Raw genomic sequence first — 19,441 nt, forward strand, 5'->3', positions numbered from 1 at the left:
GGCAAGGCGAAGAAACCGGTCGATCCGGCGTCGCGGCACCGAAGCCCAGCGCCACGGAACGGCGCCGCCGCGGCGGGCACCCGGAGACCGGCGAGGGTTCCACGATGCCGACACTCCATCCAGCCGGGGCACGGTCCAGGACGCGGGTCGCCGCGTTGGTCGCCGCCGGGGGCCTGCTGGTCGCGGGCGGGTTCGCCGGGCTCGCGCCAAAGCAGGGCACCGCGTCCAGCCACCGCGAGGCGCCGCTCATCTCCGGGCAGCCGCAGTACGACAACACCGACGTCTACGCGTTCGTCAGTCCGGACAAGCCGGACACCACCACGCTGATCGCGAACTTCATCCCGTTCGAGGACCCGGCGGGCGGGCCCAACTTCTACAAGTTCGCGCGGGACGCCCGCTACGAGCTGAACGTCGACAACGACGGCGACTCCCTGCCCGACCTCACCTACCGGTTCCGCTTCCACGACCGGCTGAAGAACGCGAACACCTTCCTCTACAACACCGGGCCGGTGACGAGCCTGGACGACCCCGACCTCAACTTCACGCAGACCTACGACCTGACCGTGATCCGGCGGGTGGGCGGCCAGGTGCACAGCACCCGCACGCTCGTCTCGGGAGCGCCGGTCGCACCGTCCAACGTGGGCAAGGCGTCGATGCCGGACTACGCGAAGCTGCGCGCCCAGGCCACCCGGCAACTTGGCGACGGCGTGACGTCGTTCGCCGGGCAGGCCGACGACTCGTTCTTCCTCGACCTGCGGGTGTTCGACCTGCTGTACGGGGCCAACCTGAAGGAGGTCGGCAACGACACCCTGAGCGGCTACAACGTCAACACGGTGGCGCTGCAGATCCCGACGCGGCACCTCGTCAAGGGCAAGGACCCGGTGATCGGGGTGCACTCGACGGTGTCGCGGCTCGGCGCGTCCGGCGAGCACACGCAGGTGTCGCGGCTCGGGAGCCCGCTGGTGAACGAGGTGGTCATCCCGCGCGGCAAGAAGGACACGTTCAACGCGTCCGTGCCGTGGTACGACGCGCAGTTCGCCAAGTTCGTCACCGACCCGGAGCTGCCGAAGCTGATCGAGCAGATCTACAAGATCCCGGCGCCGGCCGGCCCGCGCAAGGACCTCGTCCAGGCGTTCCTGACCGGCGTGCCGGGGCTGAACCAGCCGGCGAACGTCCGGCCGGCCGAGCTGCTGCGGCTGAACACCTCGATCAAGCCGACCGCGACGCCGGACCGGCTCGGGGTGCTCGGCGGCGACAAGGCGGGCTTCCCGAACGGGCGGCGGCTCACCGACGACGTCCTCGACATCTCGCTGCAGGCCGTCGAGGGCGAGCTGCTCGGCAAGAAGAACGACCTCGGCGACGCGGTCAACACCAACGACGCCGCGTTCGGCAAGTCGTTCCCGTACGTGGCGCAGCCCCACTCGGGGTCGGACGTGCGCGGCCCGAAGAAGACCGGGGCGAAGGCGTCCGGCACGGTGAAGAAGGACGGCGAGACCGTGACCCTGCTCAACGCGGGCGCGACCGACAGCACCGCCGGGTCGGACGACGACGGCGGGATGATCCCGCTGCTGCCCACCGCGGCGCTGGCGGGCGCGGGCGCGTTCCTGCTGACCGGCGGGCTGCTGTGGTGGCGGCGCCGGCTTCCCGGGATGGGACGGTAAGCGAGCCGATGCGTCCCCTTCTCACCGGGGCCTCGGTGGCCGGGCTCGTCGCGGCGCTCACGCTCGGATCGGCGGTCGCGTTCGGCCGCCCGTCCGAGCGGCCCGCCGCGGCGGCCCCCGCCGGGGCCCCGGCCTCCGGAATCGCCGGCCTGCAGGAACGCGTGCGCGAGCAGCCGCATGACGCCGCGGCATGGGCGGCGCTCGGGATCGCGTACGTGGAGCAGGCCCGGCTCACCGCCGACCCGGCCTACTACCCGAAGGCGGACGAGGTGCTGCGCCGCTCGCTGCGGGAGGCTCCCGGCAACGACGGTGCGCTGGCCGGGCTCGGCGCCCTCGCGGCGGCGCGGCACGACTTCCACGGGGCGCTGCGGTACGCGGACCAGGCGCTCAAGGCGAACCCGCACGGGCAGAAGTCCGCGGCCGTCCGGGTGGACGCGCTGGTCGAGCTCGGCCGCTACGACGTCGCGCTGGCCGCGGCCCGCCGCGCGGACACCGTCCGGCCCGGCGTGCCGATCTTCACGCGGCTCGCGTACGTGCGGGAGCTGCGCGGGGAGGTGCGGGAGGCGCGGCGCGTCCTCGGGCTGGCGCGCTCGTCGGCGACCGACCCCGGCGACCTCGCCTACATCGCGACACAGCTCGGCGAGCTGGCCTGGAACGACGGCGACCTCGGCCGGGCGGGACGCGAATACGCCGAGGCCCTCCGCCTCTCCCCCGGCTACCTGCCCGCCCTGGACGGCCAGGCCCGTGTCAAGGCCGCGCGGGGCGACACGGCCGGCGCGCTCGCCGAGCGGGCCGAGATCGTCCGCCGGCTGCCGCTGCCGCAGTACCTGACCGAGTACGGGGAGCTGCTGGAGGCCTCCGGCCGCCCGGACGAGGCGAAGCGGCAGTACGCCGTCGCCACGGCGTGGGCGCGGATCGCCGAGGCCAACGGGGTCGACGCCGACCTGGAGACCGCGCTGTCCGAGAGCGACCACGGCGACCCGAAGGCGGCGCTGCGGGCGGCGAGGGCCGAGTACGAGCGCCGCTGCCCGGACCCCGGCGTCCGGCAGTGCAGCGTGCACGCGGCGGACGCGCTGGCCTGGGCCCTGCACGTCAACGGGCGGGACGAGGAGGCCCTCCGCTACGCCCGGCAGGCGACGGCGACCGGGTACCGCCGCGCGCAGTTCCGCTACCACCTCGGCGCCATCGAGAAGGCGCTCGGGAAGCGCGCCGACGCCCGCCGCGACCTGGCCGATGCGCTGCGCGGCAACCCGCGGTTCTCGCCGCTGTGGGCGCCCCGCGCCAAGGCCGCTCTGGAAGACCTGGGAGGGACCCCGTGATCGGTTCACTGCTGGCGGCCGGGCTGATCGCCGCGCATCCGCTGGGGAACTTCACCGTCAACCACTACGACGGGCTGGTCGCCGCCCCGCACGAGCTGCGGATCGACCACGTGGAGGACCACGCCGAGATCCCCGCCGCGCAGGCGATGCCGGCGATCGACACCGACCATGACGGGCGCCCGTCGGGCGGCGAGCTGTCGGCCTGGGCGCGCGGCGCCTGCGGGCGGGCGGCGTCGTCGCTGCGCATCGCGGTGGACGGGCGCGCGGTCACCGCGTCCGTCGCGTCCGCGACCGCCTCCGCGCCGCGCGGCCAGGCGGGACTGCCGACGCTGCGGCTCGAATGCCGGCTCACCGCGCCCGCCGGGCCGGGGAAGATCACCTTCCGCGGCGGCGGCGCGGACGGCCGGATCGGCTGGCGGGAGATCACCGCGCGCGGCGACCGGATGACGCCGGCGGCGTCCGACGTGCCGGAGGCGTCCCGCAGCCGGCGCCTCACCGCCTACCCGGACGGCATGCTCAGCTCGCCGCTCGACCAGCGGTCGGCGACCCTGGACGTGCGGGCGGGCGGGCCGCCGCTCGCCGCCCCGGCGTCCGGCGGCGGCGCCGAGCGGCTGCTGCCCCGCGGCACGGACGGGCTCACCCAGCGGTTCACGTCCCTGGTCGCCCGGCACGACCTCACGCCCGGCTTCGCCGCGCTCGCGTTCCTCATCGCGCTGGTGCTCGGCGCCCTGCACGCGCTCGCCCCCGGCCACGGCAAGACGATCATGGCGGCGCACGCCATCGGGACGGGGCGGCGGCGGACCCGGGACGTCCTCACCCTCGGCCTGACGGTCACGCTCACCCACACGGCCGGGGTGCTCGCGCTCGGCCTGCTCGTGACGACCGGGACGCTCCTCGCGCCCGAGACCCTGTTCCCCTGGCTCGGCGCGGCCGGCGGGGTCCTCGTGACGGCCGCCGGGGCGCTGCTGCTGCGCCGCGCGCTGCGCAACCGCCGCCACGCCCACGGGCATGGGCACGGCCACGGACATGGCCATGGGCATGGGCATGGGCATGGGCACGGCCACGGGCACGCGTCTTCGCGGCGGGGCGGGGTCGTGCTGATGGGACTGGCGGGCGGCATGGTCCCGAGCCCGTCCGCCGTGGTGGTGCTGGTCGGCGGGGCGGCGATCGGCCGGGCCTGGTTCGGGGTCGTCCTCGTCCTGGCGTACGGGCTCGGCCTGGCCGCCGCCCTGGTGTCGGTCGGGCTGCTCGTCCTCGGCTCCGGGCGCGCCCTGGCGCGGCGCATTCCGGCCATGCGGCCGCGGCTCCCAACCGGAATGATGCCGATAGGAACGTCCGCGACGGTCGTCGTCCTCGGGCTGGGGCTGACGTTGCGCAGCCTGGTGCCGTGATGTTCGATCCGAGGCGGCCCCGGATGCGTAGTGCCGGACGGACGGCCTACCGAGGGGAGCGCCGCATGCCGCCTGAGACGAGACCGCCGGACGACGGGACGGTGGCCGGGCACGACGTGGACGCGCTGCTGGGCCGGACGGCCCGCGGCGACGAGCGCGCGTTCGAGCTGCTGTACGACGTGGTGGCGGCTCCCGTGTACGGCCTGGTGCGGCGGGTGATCCGCGATCCGGCGATGGCGGAGGAGGTGACGCAGGAAGTGATGATCGAGGTGTGGCGGTCCGCGACCCGGTACGACCCCGGCCGCGGCGGCGCCATGGCGTGGATCATGACGATCGCGCACCGCCGGGCCGTGGACCGGGTGCGGCGCGAGCAGGCCGCGGGCGACCGCGAGGCGCGGGCCGGCCACCCCGCCGAACACCCCGCCGCCCACCACGGGGCGGGCACCGCGCACGACCCGGTGGGCGAGCGGGTCGAGGCGCGGCTGGAGCACGAGCGGGTGCGGCGCTGCCTCGGCACGCTGACGCACCTGCAGCGCGAGTCGGTGACGCTCGCCTACTACGGCGGGCACTCCTACCGCGAGGTCGCCGAGCTGGTCGGGGCCCCGCCGAACACGGTGCGGACCCGGATGCGCGACGGCATCATCCGCCTGCGCGACTGCCTGGGGGTGGAACGATGACGGCGTACGACCTGCACGCCCTCGCCGGCGCGTACGCGCTAGACGCGATCGACGACGCGGAGGAGCGGCGGCTGTTCGAGTCGCATCTCGCCGGGTGCGAGACCTGCGAGACCGAGCTGCGCGAGTTCCGGGCGACGACGGCCCGGCTGGGAATGGCGGTCGCCGAGGCGCCCCCGCCGCGGCTGCGCGCCCAGGTCATGGCCGACATCCGCAACGTCCGGCAGCTGCCGCCCGCCCCGGCGCGCCGGGAGGCCGCCGTGCGGCCGCTCCGGCCGCGGCGATGGCGCCGCGCGGCCGCCGCCGGGCTCGCCGCCGCGGCGTGCCTGGTGACGGCGGCGTCGGTCGGGGTGGCGATCAACGAGCGGCAGAAGGTGGAGCGGTCGGAGGCCGCCTACCGGGACGTGGCGTCCGTGCTGTCGGCGCCCGACGCGCGGTCGGCTACGGGCCGGGCCGCGGGCGGCGGGACGGTGACGATCGTGGCGTCCGCGTCGCGCGGCCGGGTGGTCGTGGCGTCCTCGGGGCTGCGGACGCTGCCGTCCTCGCAGGCGTACCAGCTGTGGCTGATCGACGCGGCCGGTCCCCGCTCGGCGGGCCTGCTCCCGGGCGACCGGAGCCGTCCGGTCGTCGCCGGGACGTGGCGCCCGTCGGACAAGCTGGGCGTCACCGTCGAACCGGCCGGCGGCTCCGCGCAGCCGACCACGACACCGCTCGTCCTGCTCAGCGCCACCTGACCACTTGTCGTCCTTCTGACGACATGTGATCATTGCGGGCATGTCGGTGAACGTCCCGCTGGGTCCGCTGCTCGATCCCGCCTTCCATCTCGGGGATGTCCCCACCACGTGGGCGGAGCTGCTCGGCTTCGCGACCGGCGCGGTCAACGTGTGGCTCGTCGTCCGGCAGAACATCCTGAACTGGCCGATCGGCATCGCCAACGTGATCCTGCTCGGGCTGGTGTTCCTGGACGGCGGCCTCTACGCCGACTCCGGGCTGCAGGTCGTCTACGTCGCGCTGCAGCTGTACGGGTGGTGGGTGTGGCTGTACGGCGGGGACGGCCGCGACCGGCTCCAGGTGCGGCGCACGCGGCGGGGCGAGTGGGCGGCCCTCGTCGCGGCGGGCGCGGCGGGCACCGCGTTCCTGACCTGGGCGCTGTCGGCGTGGACGGACTCGACCGTGCCGTTCTGGGACGCCCTGACCACCGCCATCTCCCTCATGGCCGTCTACGGGCAGTCGCGGAAGCTGCTGGAGTCGTGGTGGCTCTGGATCACCGCCGACCTCGTCTACATCCCGCTGTACTTCTACAAGGACCTCAAGCTCACGAGCGCCCTCTACGTCATCTTCCTGACCCTGTGCGTGTTCGGGCTGCTCGCCTGGCGGCGCGACCTGCGCTCCCAGGCCGCGAGCCCGGCGGCAGTACCCGCATGAAGGACGCGGCCCGCATGAGGTACGCGCACGGCCTCGTCATCGGCAAGTTCTATCCGCCGCACGCCGGCCATCGGCACCTGGTCGACACGGCCGCGGCGGCCTGCGCGCGGGTGAGCGTGGTGGTCGCGGCGTCGACCGTGGAGAGCATCCCGCTCGCGCTGCGGACGGCCTGGCTGCGGGAGGCCCACCCGCAGCCGCACGTGGAGGTCTTCCCGGTGGTGGACGACGCCGAGATCGACTACGGCTCGGACGAGCTCTGGTCGACGCACGTCATGGCGTTCCGGGCGGGACTCGCGATGCGGTCGGGTCTCGGCGTGTCCGTCCCGCCGGTGGACGCGGTGTTCAGCTCGGAGGAGTACGGGCCGGAGCTGGCGGAGCGGTTCTCCGCCGTCCATGTCGCGGTCGACCCGCCGCGCGGCCGCTTCCCGGTCAGCGGCACGGCCGTCCGGGACGATCCCGTGGGGAACTGGGAGTTCCTCGCGCCGCCCGTCCGGGCGTACCTGGCGCGCCGGGTCGTGGTGGTGGGCGCCGAGTCGACGGGGACGACGACGCTGGCCCGCGCCCTCGCGGCCCACTACGCGGAGCGGGGCGGCGTCTGGGCCGCGACCCGGTGGGTGCCGGAGTACGGCCGGACGTACACCGAGGAGAAGCTGGCCGCCGCGCGACGGGAGTCGGGCCATCCGTCGCTGTGGCTGGACGACCTCCTGTGGGAGTCGGCCGAGTTCACCCGGATCGCCGAGCGCCACGCGGCCCTGGAGGACGCGGCGGCCCGGTCGGGTTCACCGCTGCTGGTCTGCGACACGGACGCGTTCGCCACGGCCCTCTGGCACGAGCGGTATCTCGGCGCTCCGGCCCCCGAGGTCGAGGCCGTTCACTCGCGCGTCCGGCACGACCTGTGGATCCTGACCGATCCGGAGGGCGTCCCGTTCGAGCAGGACGGCTGGCGGGACGGCGAGTCGATCAGACTGTGGATGTCGGGACGCTTCACCGACGAGCTCAAGAGGCGGGGCCTGCCGCACCTCACCGTGACCGGCCCCCACGACCACCGCCTGGCCACCGCGGTGGAGGCGACCGACGCCCTGCTGGCCAGGGGATGGGCTTTCAACACGCCGCTAAAGCCTTAGCCCTTGGCCGCCCGGTCATCCGGCCCAGCTGATGTCGGTGATGTGAAACTCCTTGATGTCGCGGAGGACCAGGTACTCGATGGACGCGTCGATGTCGCCCACCGAGACCTCGAAGGCGACTCCGGCCGCGTCGAGCGGCTTGCCGGGCGGGGGTAACCCCAGGTCGACCGCGGCGCCGCCCTGCCAGGCCAGCTCGCACAGGTACTCGACGAGCCGGTCCTCGATCGGCTTGGGCAGCGAGGAGTGAAGGATCGCCCCCGCCGTCTCGGAACAGAAGACCGTCCAGCCGCTCTTGGCAGCGGTCACACGTTCCCGCTTCGGAACCGGCGCCCGGCCTTGATCTCTTCCAGGGAGACCTTCCTCCCCGCCCTCATCTCCTCGATCGTCCTCGCGCGGCGCTCCTCCCTGCCGGGCACCTGGCCGAACATGGCTTCGGCGTGCCAGCCGGCGAGCAGGTTCGTCAGCTCGGGCCCGATCTTCGCGTCCATGACCTCGCGGAGGAACTGGGCCTCCTTCTCCTCGGGCAGCCATTCGGCGATGCCCTTGATCGTCCTCGGGACCCGGTGGACCTGCCCGGGGGTCGGCAGGGGCGGTTCGAGTGGTTCTGCGCTCATGTCTCTCCCGTCCGTCTTGTTCGGTCCCCGCTCACCCGTACACGGGGACCCTACAGCGCCCCACCGACAGGACGGAGCGTCATTTCGCGGCACGCAGCGTATTGATCTCCGCCGGCGTGAGAGGAGACAAAAGCGTCTTGTAGGTATAAGTGCGATCCGGACGGGTCTGGTATTCGGGCCGGACCGGGTTGGGCGTGTCGCCCACTCCGGTGACCGAGTGGTCGATATGGAGGGTGTTCCAGCCTGGGTTCCGTACGCGGGCGAAGGGGTAGAGCGCGCGGTCGAGGTCGTCGTACGGCGTGACGCTCGCCTCGATGGTTCCGTCCAGCCCGGCGGCCAGCAGACCGGAGCGGCCGTCGGTCAGCATCGTCCAGCGGACGTCGTCGTGGTTGCCGTAGTCCTGGGGCCGGTAGTACGAGACGTACTGCTCGTCGACCGTGGACGACCACACCCCCATGGGCGTGCCGTCCTTGCGGTCGTTGTAGTTGCCGACGGGGCCGCGCCCGTACCAGGCGAACCGCTTGTACCGGTCGGGCACCTTGAGCGTGTAGCCGACGCGGGCCAGGTAGGGCAGGCTTCTGACCTGGCCTTGCGGGACGACCTGATGCGTCAGCTCGATCCGTCCGGCGCCGTCGACGGCATAGGTGGCGGTCTGGTCGAACCAGGCGTCGGGATGGTCGGGCGCGGCCGTCCTCGCGGCGATCTCGACCGTCACGCGCTCGCCGCCGGTGACGGTGACGCCGGTCGGTGTGGTGGCGAGCCGGTCGAGGCCGAGCCCGCGCCAGTCCTCGCCCTCGGCGCGCCCCCAGGTGTAGGTCTCGTTGCTGATCGGGGGACGCCACACGTCGAGTTCCGGTCCGGTGCGGAGCAGTTCCCGCCCGCCGGCGCGCATGGACGTCATCGTGCCCTTGGCCTTGTCGAAGACGTACCGGAAACCCTTGCCGGTGACGATGATTTCCTTTCCGTTGTCTTCGCTCTTCACTTCGCCGGTGGATTTCTTCTTTATTCCGGGGACCTCCGTGCCGCCCACCGAGAATTGGCCGAATCCTGTCACGCGGCCATTCTCCACGGCCTCCACCGTCAGCCACCGTTCGGCATTCGACGGATTGGTGGGAGGCGCGGGGATTTCCACTTCGCTTGAGCCACCAGGCGGCAGTTTCACCGACGACCTGCCCGAGGAGAGCGTCCGGCCGCCCTCGGTGTACCGCCAGCGCATCTGGACGGGGCTCGTGGCGAAGACCCGCTCGCTGGAGACGGACACCGTCCCGTCACCGGCCCGGGTCACGCGGAACGGCGACTGCACCCACGTCAGCTGGGCCGTCTCCGGCTGGACGTACCGGTCGGAGCCGACGAGCCCGTCATCCCCGGACAGGCTCTCGCCGCTCGACAGGAACGAGCCCCTGGTGTCGAAGCGGTCGAAGTCCAGGGCGAGGATGGCGTCCTTCTTCGGGTCGGCGCCCGACCCCAGCTCGTCCGCCGTGAGCGCGCGGCCGTAGATGCGGACCTCGTCGATCGTGCCGTGCGCCATCCGCCCCCGGTAGCCGTCCTGCATGGTCTCGGAGTTGCGGGCGATGTTGACGTCCCCGGACGACCGGTCGATCTTCCCTGTGAACGGCACGGACGCTGCCTCGCGGCCGTCGACGTACAGCCGGATCGCCGTCCCGTCGTAGGTCCCGGTGACCCGGTGCCACGTGTCGTACCAGTTCGCCGGGACGGGCGCCCGGACCGTCCGCCACGTGCCGCTGTGGACGAAGAACTCCAGCGTGTTCTCGTTCGACATCTTCAGCGCGTACGAGTGGTCGCCCTTCCCCATGATGGTGAAGTCGCCCGTCCACGGCCGGGCGGGCTTCACCCACGAGTCCAGCGTGACGGACGTGCCGGTGAGGTCGAAGCGGCGGTCGCGGTAGACCTCGACGAAGTCGTCCAGGCCCGAGAAGTAGAGGGCCTTGCCGCGGTGGCCGTCCACGGTCTTCGGCAGGCCCTGCAGCCAGGCCCGGATGCCGTTGCCGGAACCGTCGGGCGTGGTGATGAGCGGGTGCCGCGGATTGCCCTCGGCCCAGTCCCAGATGAACCCGCCCTGCGTCTGCGGATGCCGGCGGATCACCTCCCAGAACTCGCGGAAGTTGCCGAGGCTGTTGCCCATCGCGTGGGCGTACTCGCCCATGATGATCGGCTTCGTGGTGGCGGCGGACTGCGCCTCCAGGCGCGCGGGCGTCGGGTAGCGCGGCCCCCACACGTCCGCGAACGGCGCGTCGCCGTCCGGGCTGTTCGACTGGTGGTACAGCGGGCGGGTCGGGTCGGTGGCGCGCGCGTGGTCGGCCATCTTGTAGTGGGCGGCGCCGAGCCCGGCCTCGTTCCCGGTGTCCCACATGAGGACGCTCGGGTGGTTCTTGTCGCGCGCCAGCATCGCCTTGAACCGGTCGAGGAACGGCTTCTGCCACTCGGGGCGGTCGGCGAGGCAGTCCTGGTCCCCGGTCCGGCCGCAGTCCTCCCAGTTGTGGGTCTCGATGTCGACCTCGTCGTCGACCCACAGGCCGCGCCGGTCGGCCAGCTCGTACAGGTAGGGGTCGGACGGGTAGTGCGCGGTCCGGACGGCGTTGAGGTTGAACCGCTTCATCAACGCCACGTCCGACTCCATGCGGGCGCGGGTCTGGTGCCGTCCGGTGTCGGGATCGGTCTCGGGCCGGTTCACGCCCTTGATGAGGATGCGCTTCCCGTTGACGAGGACCTGCCGGTCCTTCACCTCGATCTCGCGGAAGCCGAGGGTCTCGGCCGTGGTGTGGACGACGCGGCCCCGCGCGTCGGCGAGTTCGAGGACGAGCGTGTACACGTTCGGCGTCTCGTCCGTCCATTTCGACGGGTTCGTCACCGGTGCGGTCAGCCGCACGGACGTCCCGTCGCCCGTGACGGACGTCCTGCCGGAGAAGCGCTGCACCGTCCGGCCCTCGGGATCGACCAGGGTGGCGCGGACGGTGTGCTCGCCCTGGGGACCGCCCCGGCTGCCCACGACGAGGCCGACGTTCAGCGTGGCGTTGCGGTAGGCGCCGTCCAGGTCGGTGGTGATGGTGGCGTCACGCAGGTACGTCTTCGGCGTGGAGTACGCCCACACGGAACGGAAGATGCCGCTGTACCGCCACTGGTCGACGTCCTCCATGTAGGAGCCGGAGCTCCAGCGGTGCACCTGGACGGCGACCGTGTTGGCGCCCTTGTGCACGAGGTCGGTGACGTCGAACTCGGCGGGCGTGTAGCCGCCCTGGTCGTAGCCGGCGTACCTGCCGTTCACCCACACGAAGTACGCGCTGACGACGCCTTCGAAGCGGAGGAACGTCCGGCGTCCGTCCCAGTTCCCCGGCACGTTCAGCGTCTTGACGTACGCGCCGGTCGGGTTGATGTCGCGGGGCGTCTTCGGCGGGTCGTCCGGCCACACCTCGGTCGGGATGTTGCGGAACATGGGGTGGTCGAGCCGGTCGCTCTGCCACGTGTGCGGCACCTTCACCCTGCGCCAGTCGGACGTGTCGTAGCCCTGCTCGTAGAAACCCGACGGCACCTCGGCGGGACGGTCGGCGAGAGCGAAGCGCCAGTCGCCGTCCAGCGATCTCGTCCAGTGCGAAGCCTTCCCGCCGGCCGCCTGTCGGGCGTCCTCGTAGGGCCGCAGGACGGCGTGCGGGGCCTCCTGCCCCTCCCCCACCATCTCGGGATCGTCCAGGTAGGTGTAGACGTCGGAGGGCGGCGCGGATCCGGGCTGGGCGGCGGCGAGGCCCTGGAGCGCCGACACCACGAGCGCCGGCACCGCGAGGCACACCACGAGCATGCGGTACACGTGACGATCATGTCGGCCGCGGGCACGGAGTCGGGGGAACGCGGTCATCGGCGCGGCGCCTCCTCGCGGGCAGGCCCCCTGACGACACCCGTATCTCGATCACCTACGTCTGGGACGCTAGGTGCGTGTCAGGCCGCGGTCAACGCATCGCGTCAGGTGTGGCGTTTCATGACAGCGGGGACGGCCGTGCTTGGCGGTCCTCGCCGAAGACCGCCTCGCCGTCCGGGTCGGGGCGCCGGTCGAGGCGGAAGAGGTCCTCGTCGATCCGGTCCAGGGCGAGCCGGACGGCGCCGAGGGCGACCGACTCGTCCCCGAGCTCGGACGCCTCGATGCGGACGGGGCTCAGGCACAGCGGCCGGACCCGCCGGCGCAGCTCCGCCACGAGCGGGGAGCCGGGCCCGATCAGCGGGCCGCCGACGACGACCATCTCGGGGTCGAGGGCGAGGGCCATCGCCGCGATGCCGCGCGACATGCGTCCGGCGAGCCCCTCCACCACGGCCGTCGCCTCGGGGGAACCGCCCAGCGCCGCGTCCAGGACCTCCTCCGCCCGCTGGAAGGCCGGGCCGGGCGGGGTGCCCCGCACCAGCGTCTCGGTGGTGCCCTGCAGGCCCAGCTCGTCCAGGACGCCGATCTCACCGGCGGCGCCCCAGCGGCCGCGGTGCAGCCGCCCTCCGATGAGCGCCCCCATGCCGGTGTGCAGGGCCGCGTGGACGCAGACGACGTCGTCGGCGTCGCGGGCGGCGCCGCGCCACCGCTCGGCCATCGCGGCGAGGTTCGCGTCGTTCTCGGCGAGGACCGGGCAGGAGAACGAGCGGCCGAGCTCGCGCGCCAGGTGGACGCCCTCCCAGCCGGGCACGACCGTGCAGGACGTGACCGTCCCGTCGGGGGCGACGACGCCGGGGGTTCCCGCGGCGACCGCCCACAGCGACCGCCGGTCGATCCGCGCGGCGGCCAGGCACGTCCGGACCGCGGCGCGCACCGCCGCGATCCGCTCGCCGGGCGGGGCCTGCGCGTCCAGCACGGCGCTGTGGCCGTCGGCGACGTCGCCGGAGAGGTCGGCGACGAGCAGCCGCACCCGGTGCGCGTCGATGTCGATGCCGAGGGCGTGGCCGGCCTCGGCGCGGAACCGGTAGCGGCGGGCGGGGCGGCCGAGCCCGGCGCCGGGCCGCGGCGCGTCCTCGGTGACGAGGCCGCGGGCGATCAGCCCGCCGAGGACGCCCTCGGTCGTCGGCCGGGACAGCTCGACCCGGCGGGCCAGCTCCGACAGGGTGGCCTCGCCGCCGTCGCGCAGCGCGCGCAGGGTCGCGGCCGAGTTGAGGCGGCGGAGCACCGAGGGGTCGCCCCCGTGGAGAGAGTGTTGCGGCACGGCACCCCTTGACAGCGATCGGCGGACGGACGACATTATTGCCAACCTACTTATGAAAGGTACTTGCGTAATACCGGTGCCGGGCCCGGTGGCGCCCAGAATACCCAGGTCAGGAGAGGTCACTCGATGCACGAGACGGGGCCCGCGATCGCCGTGGCCGGAGCCGGACTGCGCGGCCGCGGGTACGCCGCGCGGATCCGCGACACCGGCGCCGCCCGGGTCGTCGCGGTCGCCGAGCCCGACCCCGCGCGGCGCGCCCGGTTCGCGGCCGAGCACGGCATCGCGCCGGAGCGCGCGTTCGCCGGCTGGCGGGAGATGGCCGCCGCCGGCCGCGTCGCCGACGGCGTGATCATCGCGACGCAGGACGCCGAGCACGCCGAGCCCGCGATCCGGTTCGCCGGCCTCGGCTGCCACGTCCTGCTGGAGAAGCCGATGGCGACGTCCGAGGCCGACGCGCTGCGCATCGTGGAGGCCGTCGAGCGCGCCGGGGTGATGCTCGCCGTCTGCCACGTGCTGCGGTACACCGCTTACACGCGCGCCCTCGCCGGCCTGATCGAGGACGGCCGGATCGGCGCCCCGATCAGCGTCCAGCACCTCGAACCGGTCGGCTGGTGGCACCACGCCCACTCCTACGTACGCGGGAACTGGCGGCGCGCGGACGAGTCCGGGCCGATGCTGATGACCAAGTCGGTCCACGACGTCGACTGGCTGATCCACGTGATGGGCGAGATCCCGGCGCGAGTGTCCTCGTTCGGGCGGCTGTCGCATTTCCGTCCGGAGAACCGGCCGCCCGGCGCCGCCGCCCGCTGCGTCGACTGCGCGGTCGAGCCGCGCTGCCCCTACTCCGCGACGCGCCTGTACCTGTCGTGCCTGGGCGACCCCGGCCGCGAGGCCTGGCCGCTCGGTGCGGTCACCGACGACCGCACCGAGAAGGGCGTCCTGCGGGCGCTGCGCGAGGGCCCGTACGGGCGCTGCGTCTACGCCTGCGACAACGACGTGGTCGACCACCAGGTGGTGAACATGGAGTTCCCGTCCGGGGCGACGGGCGTGTTCACCATGACCGCGTTCTCCCCGGCCGCCCAGCGCCAGACGCGCGTCTTCGGCACGTCCGGCTGCCTGGAGGGGGACGGCGTGCGCATCTCGGTCCGCGACTTCGTCACCGGGGAGCTGGAGACCGTCGAGCCCGGCGAGGCGTCCCCGGACGGCCGGCACGACCACGCCGACGACGCGCTCGCCGACGCCTTCGCCGCCGCGCTGGCCGGCGGCGACCCGGCCCCGCTCAGCTCCGGCCCCCGGGAGAGCCTCGCCTCGCACCGCGTCGTCTGGGCCGCCGAGCGGGCGCGGCTGGCCGGCACGGTCGTCGGCCTCGCCCGCGACCCCACCCCCGCGAAAGGCACGGTGCGCCCATGACGACCAGACCCCTGTGGTGCGGAGCCGCGGCGGCGCTGTCCCTGACCCTCGCCCTGGGCGCCTGCGGCGACTCCGGCGGCTCGGGCGCGCCCGCGAGCAACGACGGCCGCGGCCCGATCACCGTCGCCACCGGCAAGGACCTCACCCAGACCGTCCAGAGGCTCGTCGCCGCGTGGAACGACCGGCACCCCAAGGAGCGGGTCCGGCTCGTGGAACTGCCCGAGGACGGCGACCAGGCGCGCCAGCAGCTCGTCCAGAACATGCAGATCAAGTCGGACGCCTACGACGTCGTCCGGCTGGACGCGGTGTGGACGGCGGAGTTCGCCGCGCGCCGCTGGGTCCTCCCGCTGCCGGACGGCCTGCTCGACACCTCCTCCTTCGTCCCGGCGGCACTGGAGACCGGCAAGTACCGGGGGAAGCTGTACGCGGCGCCGTGGCTGACCGGCACCGGCGTCCTCTACTACCGGGAAGACCTCCTCTCCAAGGCCGGCATCGAGAACCCGCCGAAGACATGGGCCGAGCTGACCGATGACTGCGCCAAGGTGCAGAAGACCCCGGAGGGCAAGGGCATCGGCTGCTACGCGGGCCAGTTCGGCAAGTACGAGGGGCTGACCGTCAACTACTCCGAGGCCGTCCAATCGGCGGGCGGCGAGGTCTTCGACGCGTCGGGCGAGCCGCGGGTGAACACCCCGCAGGCCAAGGCGGGTCTCCAGTTCCTCGTGGACGGCTTCGAGAACGGCACAATCCCCGAGAAGGCCATCACCTACAAGGAGGAAGAGGGCCGCCGCGCCTTCCAGGAAGGCGACCTCCTCTTCCACCGCAACTGGGCCTACGTGTACGCGCTCGCGTCCGAGAAGGACGGCTCGAAGGTCGCCGGCAAGTTCGGCGTCGCCCCCATCCCGGGCAAGGACGGGCTTGGCTCAGGCACCCTCGGCGGCAACAACCTGGCCGTGTCGGCGTTCTCCGAGCACCAGGCGACCGCGCGCGACTTCATCGCCCACATCGTCAGCCCGGAGGTCCAGAACGAATACGGCCGCGCGCAGTCGTTCCCGCTCTCCCTGGCCGCCCTCTACACCCAGCCCGAGATGATCGAGAAGTACCCGTACCTGCCGGTGCTGAAGGAGGGCATGGACAAGGCGAAGCCGCGGCCGGTGGTCGTCCGGTACAACGAGGTCAGCACGGCCATCCAGGAGCACGTCACCGCGGCCGTCACCGGGAAGAAGCCGGTCGCCCAGGCGGCGGAGGATCTCCAGAAGGCGTTGGCGGCGCTGGCCGACTGACCGGCGTGGCGCCGACGATCATGCTCACTCGTAGGTGAGGCCGTGGCCGAAGGGGAAGAGGGGCTTCTTGCCGTCCCCCCTGTTGATCGGCTGCTGGGACGCGCCGCGCATCCAGGTCACCGGGAGCCGGCCGGTCGGGGCGGTCTCGCCGTACAGGACGTCGGCGACGCCCGCCCCCTCGGTCCCCGGCAGCCAGGACGCGACGAGCGCGTCCCACCCGGGCAGTTGCGCGGCGACGTCGAGGGGGCGGCCCGACACCAGCACCACGATCACCGGGACGCCGGACGCGCGGAGCCGGCCGATCGTTCTCGAATCCGTGTCGTCGAGGCCCATGGCATCCGTCCGGTCGCCGTGGTGCTCGGCGTACGGCCGCTCCCCCACGACCGCGATCGCCGCGTCGTAGGACCCGTCGATGCCCGTGCCGTCCCGGCTGTAGGTGACGGTCGCGGACGGATCCGCGACCTCGCGGATGCCGTCCAGGATCGTGGTGCCGGGTGTCACCGGGCCCGTCCCGCCCTGCCAGGTGATCGTCCAGCCGCCCGACTGCATGCCGATGTCGTCGGCCGCGCGCCCGGCGACGAACACCTTGTCGTCTTCGTACAGCGGGAGGGCGTCGTCGTTCTTCAGCAGCACCTGCGAGGCGGCGACCGCGCGCCGGGCCAGCCCGCGGTGCGCGGCGCTCCCGACCGAGGCGAGGTACGCCCGGTCGGCCATCGGGCGCTCGAACAGGCCGAGCTGGAACTTCCTGGTCAGGATGCGGCGATTCGCGTCGTCGACGCGGGCCATCGGGACGTCGCCGTGCTTCACCGCGTCCCGCAGGTAGTCGATGAACCTGCGCCAATCCACGGGCACCATGACCATGTCGATGCCGGCGTTGACCGCGATGGCGACCTCTTCCCTGGTGAACCCCGGTCGCCCGTCGATCGTGTCGATGCCGTTGTAGTCAGAGACGACGAACCCGTCGAAACCCAGCTCGCGCTTGAGGACGTCCGTGATCAGGTACCGGTTGCGGTGCATCTTCAGCCCGTTCCAGGAGCTGTAGGAGACCATCACCGCGCCGACGCCTCTCCGCACGGCGGCGCGGAACGGCGGAAGATGGACCGCGCGCAGCTCCTTCTCCGAGATCCGCGCGTCGCCCCGGTCGTCTCCGCCCTCGGTGCCGCCGTCCGCCACGTAGTGCTTCGCGGTGGCCAGGACGGACGCGGGGCCCGGCTCGTCGCCCTGCAGCCCGTCGATGAGCGTCGTCATGGCGGCGGGCAACTCGGGCACCTCGCCGAACGACTCGTACGTCCGTCCCCAGCGGTCGTCGCGGGCGACGCACACGCACGGTGCGAAGCTCCAGTCGACGCCCGTCCCCGCCATCTCCTCGGCGGTCGCCGCCCCGATCCGGCGGACGAGGGCAGGGTCACGGGACGCGCCCAGCCCGATGGCGTGCGGGAAGATCGTCGCGCCGACCACCGTGTTGTGGCCGTGCACCGCGTCCACCCCGTACATGAGCGGGACGCGCAGCGGCCCGGCGAGCGCGGCCCTCTGCAGGCCGTCGTACATGTCCGCCCAGTTCCGCGGCGTGTTCGGGTCGGGCGCGGAACCGCCGCTGGACAGCACCGACCCGATCCGGTGGCGGGTGATCTCCCCCGTGGTGATGTACCGGCGCTCGGGCTGCGTCATCTGGCCGAGCTTGTCGTCCAGGCTCATCCGATCCAGCAGGTCCTCGACCCGGTCCTCGACCGACAGCCGCGGATCGAGGTACGGCGCGGGCCCCGGCTCCGCCCGGACGGGACCGCCCTGGGCGACGAGCGCGAGCACGCCGAGCACGCCGAAGGCGGCCAGGCGCACCCTTGACGACGAGATGTCCATGCGGAAGGGCATTTCCGGAATTGATCAAACGCACGGCAACCGGACGCCAGCGCCTGGGCAATATCTGGCAGGGCCTCCGACCGGAATCGAACCGACACCTCCGGCACCACAAACCGGCGTGCGAACCACTACACCACGAAGGCCGTGTCTCCGGCAGGAATCGAACCTGCGACCTCCGGGTCCGCAACCCGGCGCGCTCTCCACTGCGCCACGAAGACGTGTTTTCAAGCGTGCTGAGCGCAGGAATCGAACGTACCTGATGCGGCTTATGAGACCGCCGGACGCACCAGCGTCCCTGCTCAGCGCGGAGGGTGCGAGATTCGAACTCGCGCAGGGATGACCCTGACGACGGCTTAGCAAGCCGCTGCCTTCCCGCTCGGCCAACCCTCCGGAAAACCAAAAGACCGCCCGTCATGCTCCGGGCGGTCAGGCGTCAGGACGTGTCACGTCCTTCGGCGGCTCCCGCGACCGGAAGGGCTGCTGTGCACTCGATGACCGCGCATCTTTCCCTCTCCTTCCGGTCTCGCTGCCTTCGACGTCCATGGTGCCGGGACGGTTCCCGCCCCGGCAACCCATTTTATCGGCTCATTCGTCGAAATCGGTTCCGCGCGCCGTGCCCTCCCAGGCCTCGAACTCCTTCTGCGCCCCGGCGAGCGCGGACACGACGGCGTCCGCGGCGTCGTTGCCCAGCGGCAGCCGGAGCGGCGTGTCCTCCGCGTCCAAGGCCGTCACGATGGCCGCCGCCGCCTTCGCCGGGTCGCCCGGTTGCTTGCCGTCACTGCCCGGCAGCCCGGCGCGGACCGCGCCGACGCTCCCGGCGTACTCCGGCATCGCGGCCGTCTGGTAGAGACCGCCGCCGGCGAACGACGTCCGGAACGAACCCGGCTCGACCACCAGCACCTTGATGCCGAACGGCGCGACCTCCTGGGCCAGCGCCTCCGACAACCCCTCCAGGGCGAACTTGGTCGCCGAGTAGGCGCCGACGCCGGGGAACGAGAACCGGCCGCCCATGCTCGACATCTGCACGATCGCCCCGCCCCCCTGCCTGCGCATGTGGGGCAGCACCGCGCGGGTCAGCGCCGCCGGGCCGAAGAAGTGCAGCTCCATCAGGTCGCGCAGTTCCCGGTCCGTGGTCTCCTCCACGGCGCCGACGAGCCCTCGCCCCGCGTTGTTGACCAGCACGTCGACGCGCCCGTGCCACAGCACGGCGTCCGCGACGACGTCCGCGGCCCGCGCCGGGTCGGTGACGTCCAGGGCGACCGCGTTGACCCGCCCCGGGTGGCGCGCCACCAGGTCGTCCAGCGTCTCGGGCCGCCGCGCCGCCGCGACGACCGTGCCGCCCGCGGCCAGCGCCGCCTCCGCGATCGCCCGCCCGAAGCCCGAGTTCGCCCCGGTGATCAGCCAGACCCGTCCGTTCTCATTCGTGTTCGTCATGCGACGGTTATCGCAGACCACGAAGCTCCCCGTCCAAGACAAAGATCAACTCACCCGATAAAGAAC

Annotated in this window: 15 protein-coding genes and 4 tRNA genes; 9 read left to right on the forward strand and 10 right to left on the reverse strand. The window is 72.8% G+C overall.

Annotation, left to right across the window (positions count from 1 at the left end):
- Positions 1-104 precede the first annotated feature (104 nt).
- The 7 genes from K8Z49_RS13375 (at position 105) to K8Z49_RS13405 (ending at position 7,594) form a co-directional block, all read left to right on the forward strand.
- The gene (locus K8Z49_RS13375; RefSeq protein WP_075020258.1) at positions 105-1,661 is read left to right on the forward strand and encodes a DUF4331 domain-containing protein; all 1,557 of its coding nucleotides are present in this window, start codon (positions 105-107) and stop codon (positions 1,659-1,661) included.
- Between the two features lie 8 nt (positions 1,662-1,669).
- Positions 1,670-2,980 (forward strand): hypothetical protein, encoded by a 1,311-nt coding sequence (locus K8Z49_RS13380; RefSeq protein ID WP_412519013.1) that lies wholly within the window; start codon positions 1,670-1,672, stop codon positions 2,978-2,980.
- Entirely contained in the window at positions 2,977-4,371 is a 1,395-nt protein-coding gene (locus tag K8Z49_RS13385; protein ID WP_075020256.1) for a hypothetical protein, read from the forward strand. The genes K8Z49_RS13380 and K8Z49_RS13385 overlap by 4 nt, the downstream gene beginning before the upstream one ends.
- 65 nt (positions 4,372-4,436) lie before the next feature.
- The gene (gene sigK, locus K8Z49_RS13390) at positions 4,437-5,048 is read left to right on the forward strand and encodes an ECF RNA polymerase sigma factor SigK (RefSeq protein ID WP_075020255.1); all 612 of its coding nucleotides are present in this window, start codon (positions 4,437-4,439) and stop codon (positions 5,046-5,048) included.
- Complete coding sequence (locus K8Z49_RS13395; protein WP_024935060.1) at positions 5,045-5,779, forward strand: anti-sigma factor; 735 nt, start codon at positions 5,045-5,047, stop codon at positions 5,777-5,779. The genes sigK and K8Z49_RS13395 overlap by 4 nt, the downstream gene beginning before the upstream one ends.
- Positions 5,780-5,819: 40 nt before the next feature.
- On the forward strand, positions 5,820-6,470 hold the full coding sequence (gene pnuC / locus K8Z49_RS13400) for a nicotinamide riboside transporter PnuC (RefSeq protein WP_075020254.1): 651 nt from the start codon (positions 5,820-5,822) through the stop codon (positions 6,468-6,470).
- Between the two features lie 14 nt (positions 6,471-6,484).
- A complete protein-coding gene (locus tag K8Z49_RS13405) occupies positions 6,485-7,594 on the forward strand; it encodes an AAA family ATPase (protein ID WP_412519017.1) in 1,110 nt (369 codons plus the stop codon).
- Between the two features lie 15 nt (positions 7,595-7,609).
- On the opposite strand, the gene K8Z49_RS13410 is transcribed toward K8Z49_RS13405, so the two are convergent.
- The 4 genes from K8Z49_RS13410 to K8Z49_RS13425 form a co-directional block, all read right to left on the reverse strand.
- Positions 7,610-7,900 (reverse strand): hypothetical protein, encoded by a 291-nt coding sequence (locus K8Z49_RS13410; RefSeq protein ID WP_250356754.1) that lies wholly within the window; start codon positions 7,898-7,900, stop codon positions 7,610-7,612.
- The gene (locus tag K8Z49_RS13415) at positions 7,897-8,208 is read right to left on the reverse strand and encodes a hypothetical protein (RefSeq protein ID WP_021599027.1); all 312 of its coding nucleotides are present in this window, start codon (positions 8,206-8,208) and stop codon (positions 7,897-7,899) included. Before K8Z49_RS13415 ends, K8Z49_RS13410 begins: the two co-directional genes overlap by 4 nt.
- A gap of 79 nt (positions 8,209-8,287) precedes the next feature.
- Entirely contained in the window at positions 8,288-12,019 is a 3,732-nt protein-coding gene (locus K8Z49_RS13420) for a glycoside hydrolase family 2 TIM barrel-domain containing protein (protein ID WP_412521052.1), read from the reverse strand.
- Between the two features lie 175 nt (positions 12,020-12,194).
- Positions 12,195-13,394, reverse strand: a complete 1,200-nt coding sequence (locus K8Z49_RS13425) for an ROK family protein (RefSeq protein ID WP_412519020.1) — start codon at positions 13,392-13,394, stop codon at positions 12,195-12,197.
- Positions 13,395-13,520: 126 nt separating this feature from the next.
- Between K8Z49_RS13425 and K8Z49_RS13430 the strand changes: the two genes are divergently transcribed.
- Together K8Z49_RS13430 and K8Z49_RS13435 are read left to right on the forward strand one after the other, a co-directional pair.
- The gene (locus K8Z49_RS13430) at positions 13,521-14,804 is read left to right on the forward strand and encodes a Gfo/Idh/MocA family protein (RefSeq protein ID WP_412519022.1); all 1,284 of its coding nucleotides are present in this window, start codon (positions 13,521-13,523) and stop codon (positions 14,802-14,804) included.
- Positions 14,801-16,084 carry an ABC transporter substrate-binding protein gene (locus K8Z49_RS13435; protein ID WP_021599743.1) on the forward strand — a complete coding sequence of 428 codons (1,284 nt, stop codon included), beginning with the start codon at positions 14,801-14,803 and terminating at the stop codon, positions 16,082-16,084. Before K8Z49_RS13430 ends, K8Z49_RS13435 begins: the two co-directional genes overlap by 4 nt.
- Positions 16,085-16,108: 24 nt before the next feature.
- Here the strand turns inward: K8Z49_RS13435 and K8Z49_RS13440 are convergent, their stop codons facing one another.
- The 6 genes from K8Z49_RS13440 to K8Z49_RS13465 all read right to left on the reverse strand — a co-directional run bounded on the left by K8Z49_RS13440 (position 16,109) and on the right by K8Z49_RS13465 (position 19,375).
- Positions 16,109-17,953 (reverse strand): glycoside hydrolase family 3 protein, encoded by a 1,845-nt coding sequence (locus tag K8Z49_RS13440; protein ID WP_412519024.1) that lies wholly within the window; start codon positions 17,951-17,953, stop codon positions 16,109-16,111.
- Between the two features lie 59 nt (positions 17,954-18,012).
- Positions 18,013-18,084: transfer RNA gene (locus tag K8Z49_RS13445), tRNA-His, on the reverse strand.
- 2 nt (positions 18,085-18,086) lie between these two features.
- Positions 18,087-18,159 (reverse strand) — tRNA-Arg (locus K8Z49_RS13450).
- A 13-nt stretch (positions 18,160-18,172) separates the two neighbouring features.
- Positions 18,173-18,245 (reverse strand) — tRNA-Met (locus K8Z49_RS13455).
- 1 nt (position 18,246) lies between these two features.
- A tRNA-Ser gene (locus K8Z49_RS13460) sits at positions 18,247-18,331 on the reverse strand.
- Between the two features lie 195 nt (positions 18,332-18,526).
- Positions 18,527-19,375: an oxidoreductase gene (locus K8Z49_RS13465; protein ID WP_412519026.1), complete on the reverse strand. Its 849-nt coding sequence runs from the start codon at positions 19,373-19,375 to the stop codon at positions 18,527-18,529.
- Positions 19,376-19,441 lie beyond the last annotated feature (66 nt).

The sequence above is a fragment of the Actinomadura madurae genome (genome assembly GCF_047130825.1).
Lineage (GTDB): Bacteria > Actinomycetota > Actinomycetes > Streptosporangiales > Streptosporangiaceae > Spirillospora > Spirillospora madurae.

Coding starts and splice junctions, on each gene's coding strand:
- K8Z49_RS13395 (WP_024935060.1), top strand. CDS start 5,045: ATGACGGCGTACGACCTGCACGCCCTCGCCGGCGCGTACGCGCTAGAC.
- pnuC (WP_075020254.1), top strand. CDS start 5,820: ATGTCGGTGAACGTCCCGCTGGGTCCGCTGCTCGATCCCGCCTTCCAT.
- K8Z49_RS13440 (WP_412519024.1), bottom strand. CDS start 17,953: ATGCCCTTCCGCATGGACATCTCGTCGTCAAGGGTGCGCCTGGCCGCC.
- K8Z49_RS13380 (WP_412519013.1), top strand. CDS start 1,670: ATGCGTCCCCTTCTCACCGGGGCCTCGGTGGCCGGGCTCGTCGCGGCG.
- sigK (WP_075020255.1), top strand. CDS start 4,437: ATGCCGCCTGAGACGAGACCGCCGGACGACGGGACGGTGGCCGGGCAC.
- K8Z49_RS13375 (WP_075020258.1), top strand. CDS start 105: ATGCCGACACTCCATCCAGCCGGGGCACGGTCCAGGACGCGGGTCGCC.
- K8Z49_RS13415 (WP_021599027.1), bottom strand. CDS start 8,208: ATGAGCGCAGAACCACTCGAACCGCCCCTGCCGACCCCCGGGCAGGTC.
- K8Z49_RS13420 (WP_412521052.1), bottom strand. CDS start 12,019: ATGCTCGTGGTGTGCCTCGCGGTGCCGGCGCTCGTGGTGTCGGCGCTC.
- K8Z49_RS13465 (WP_412519026.1), bottom strand. CDS start 19,375: ATGACGAACACGAATGAGAACGGACGGGTCTGGCTGATCACCGGGGCG.
- K8Z49_RS13405 (WP_412519017.1), top strand. CDS start 6,485: ATGAGGTACGCGCACGGCCTCGTCATCGGCAAGTTCTATCCGCCGCAC.
- K8Z49_RS13435 (WP_021599743.1), top strand. CDS start 14,801: ATGACGACCAGACCCCTGTGGTGCGGAGCCGCGGCGGCGCTGTCCCTG.
- K8Z49_RS13430 (WP_412519022.1), top strand. CDS start 13,521: ATGCACGAGACGGGGCCCGCGATCGCCGTGGCCGGAGCCGGACTGCGC.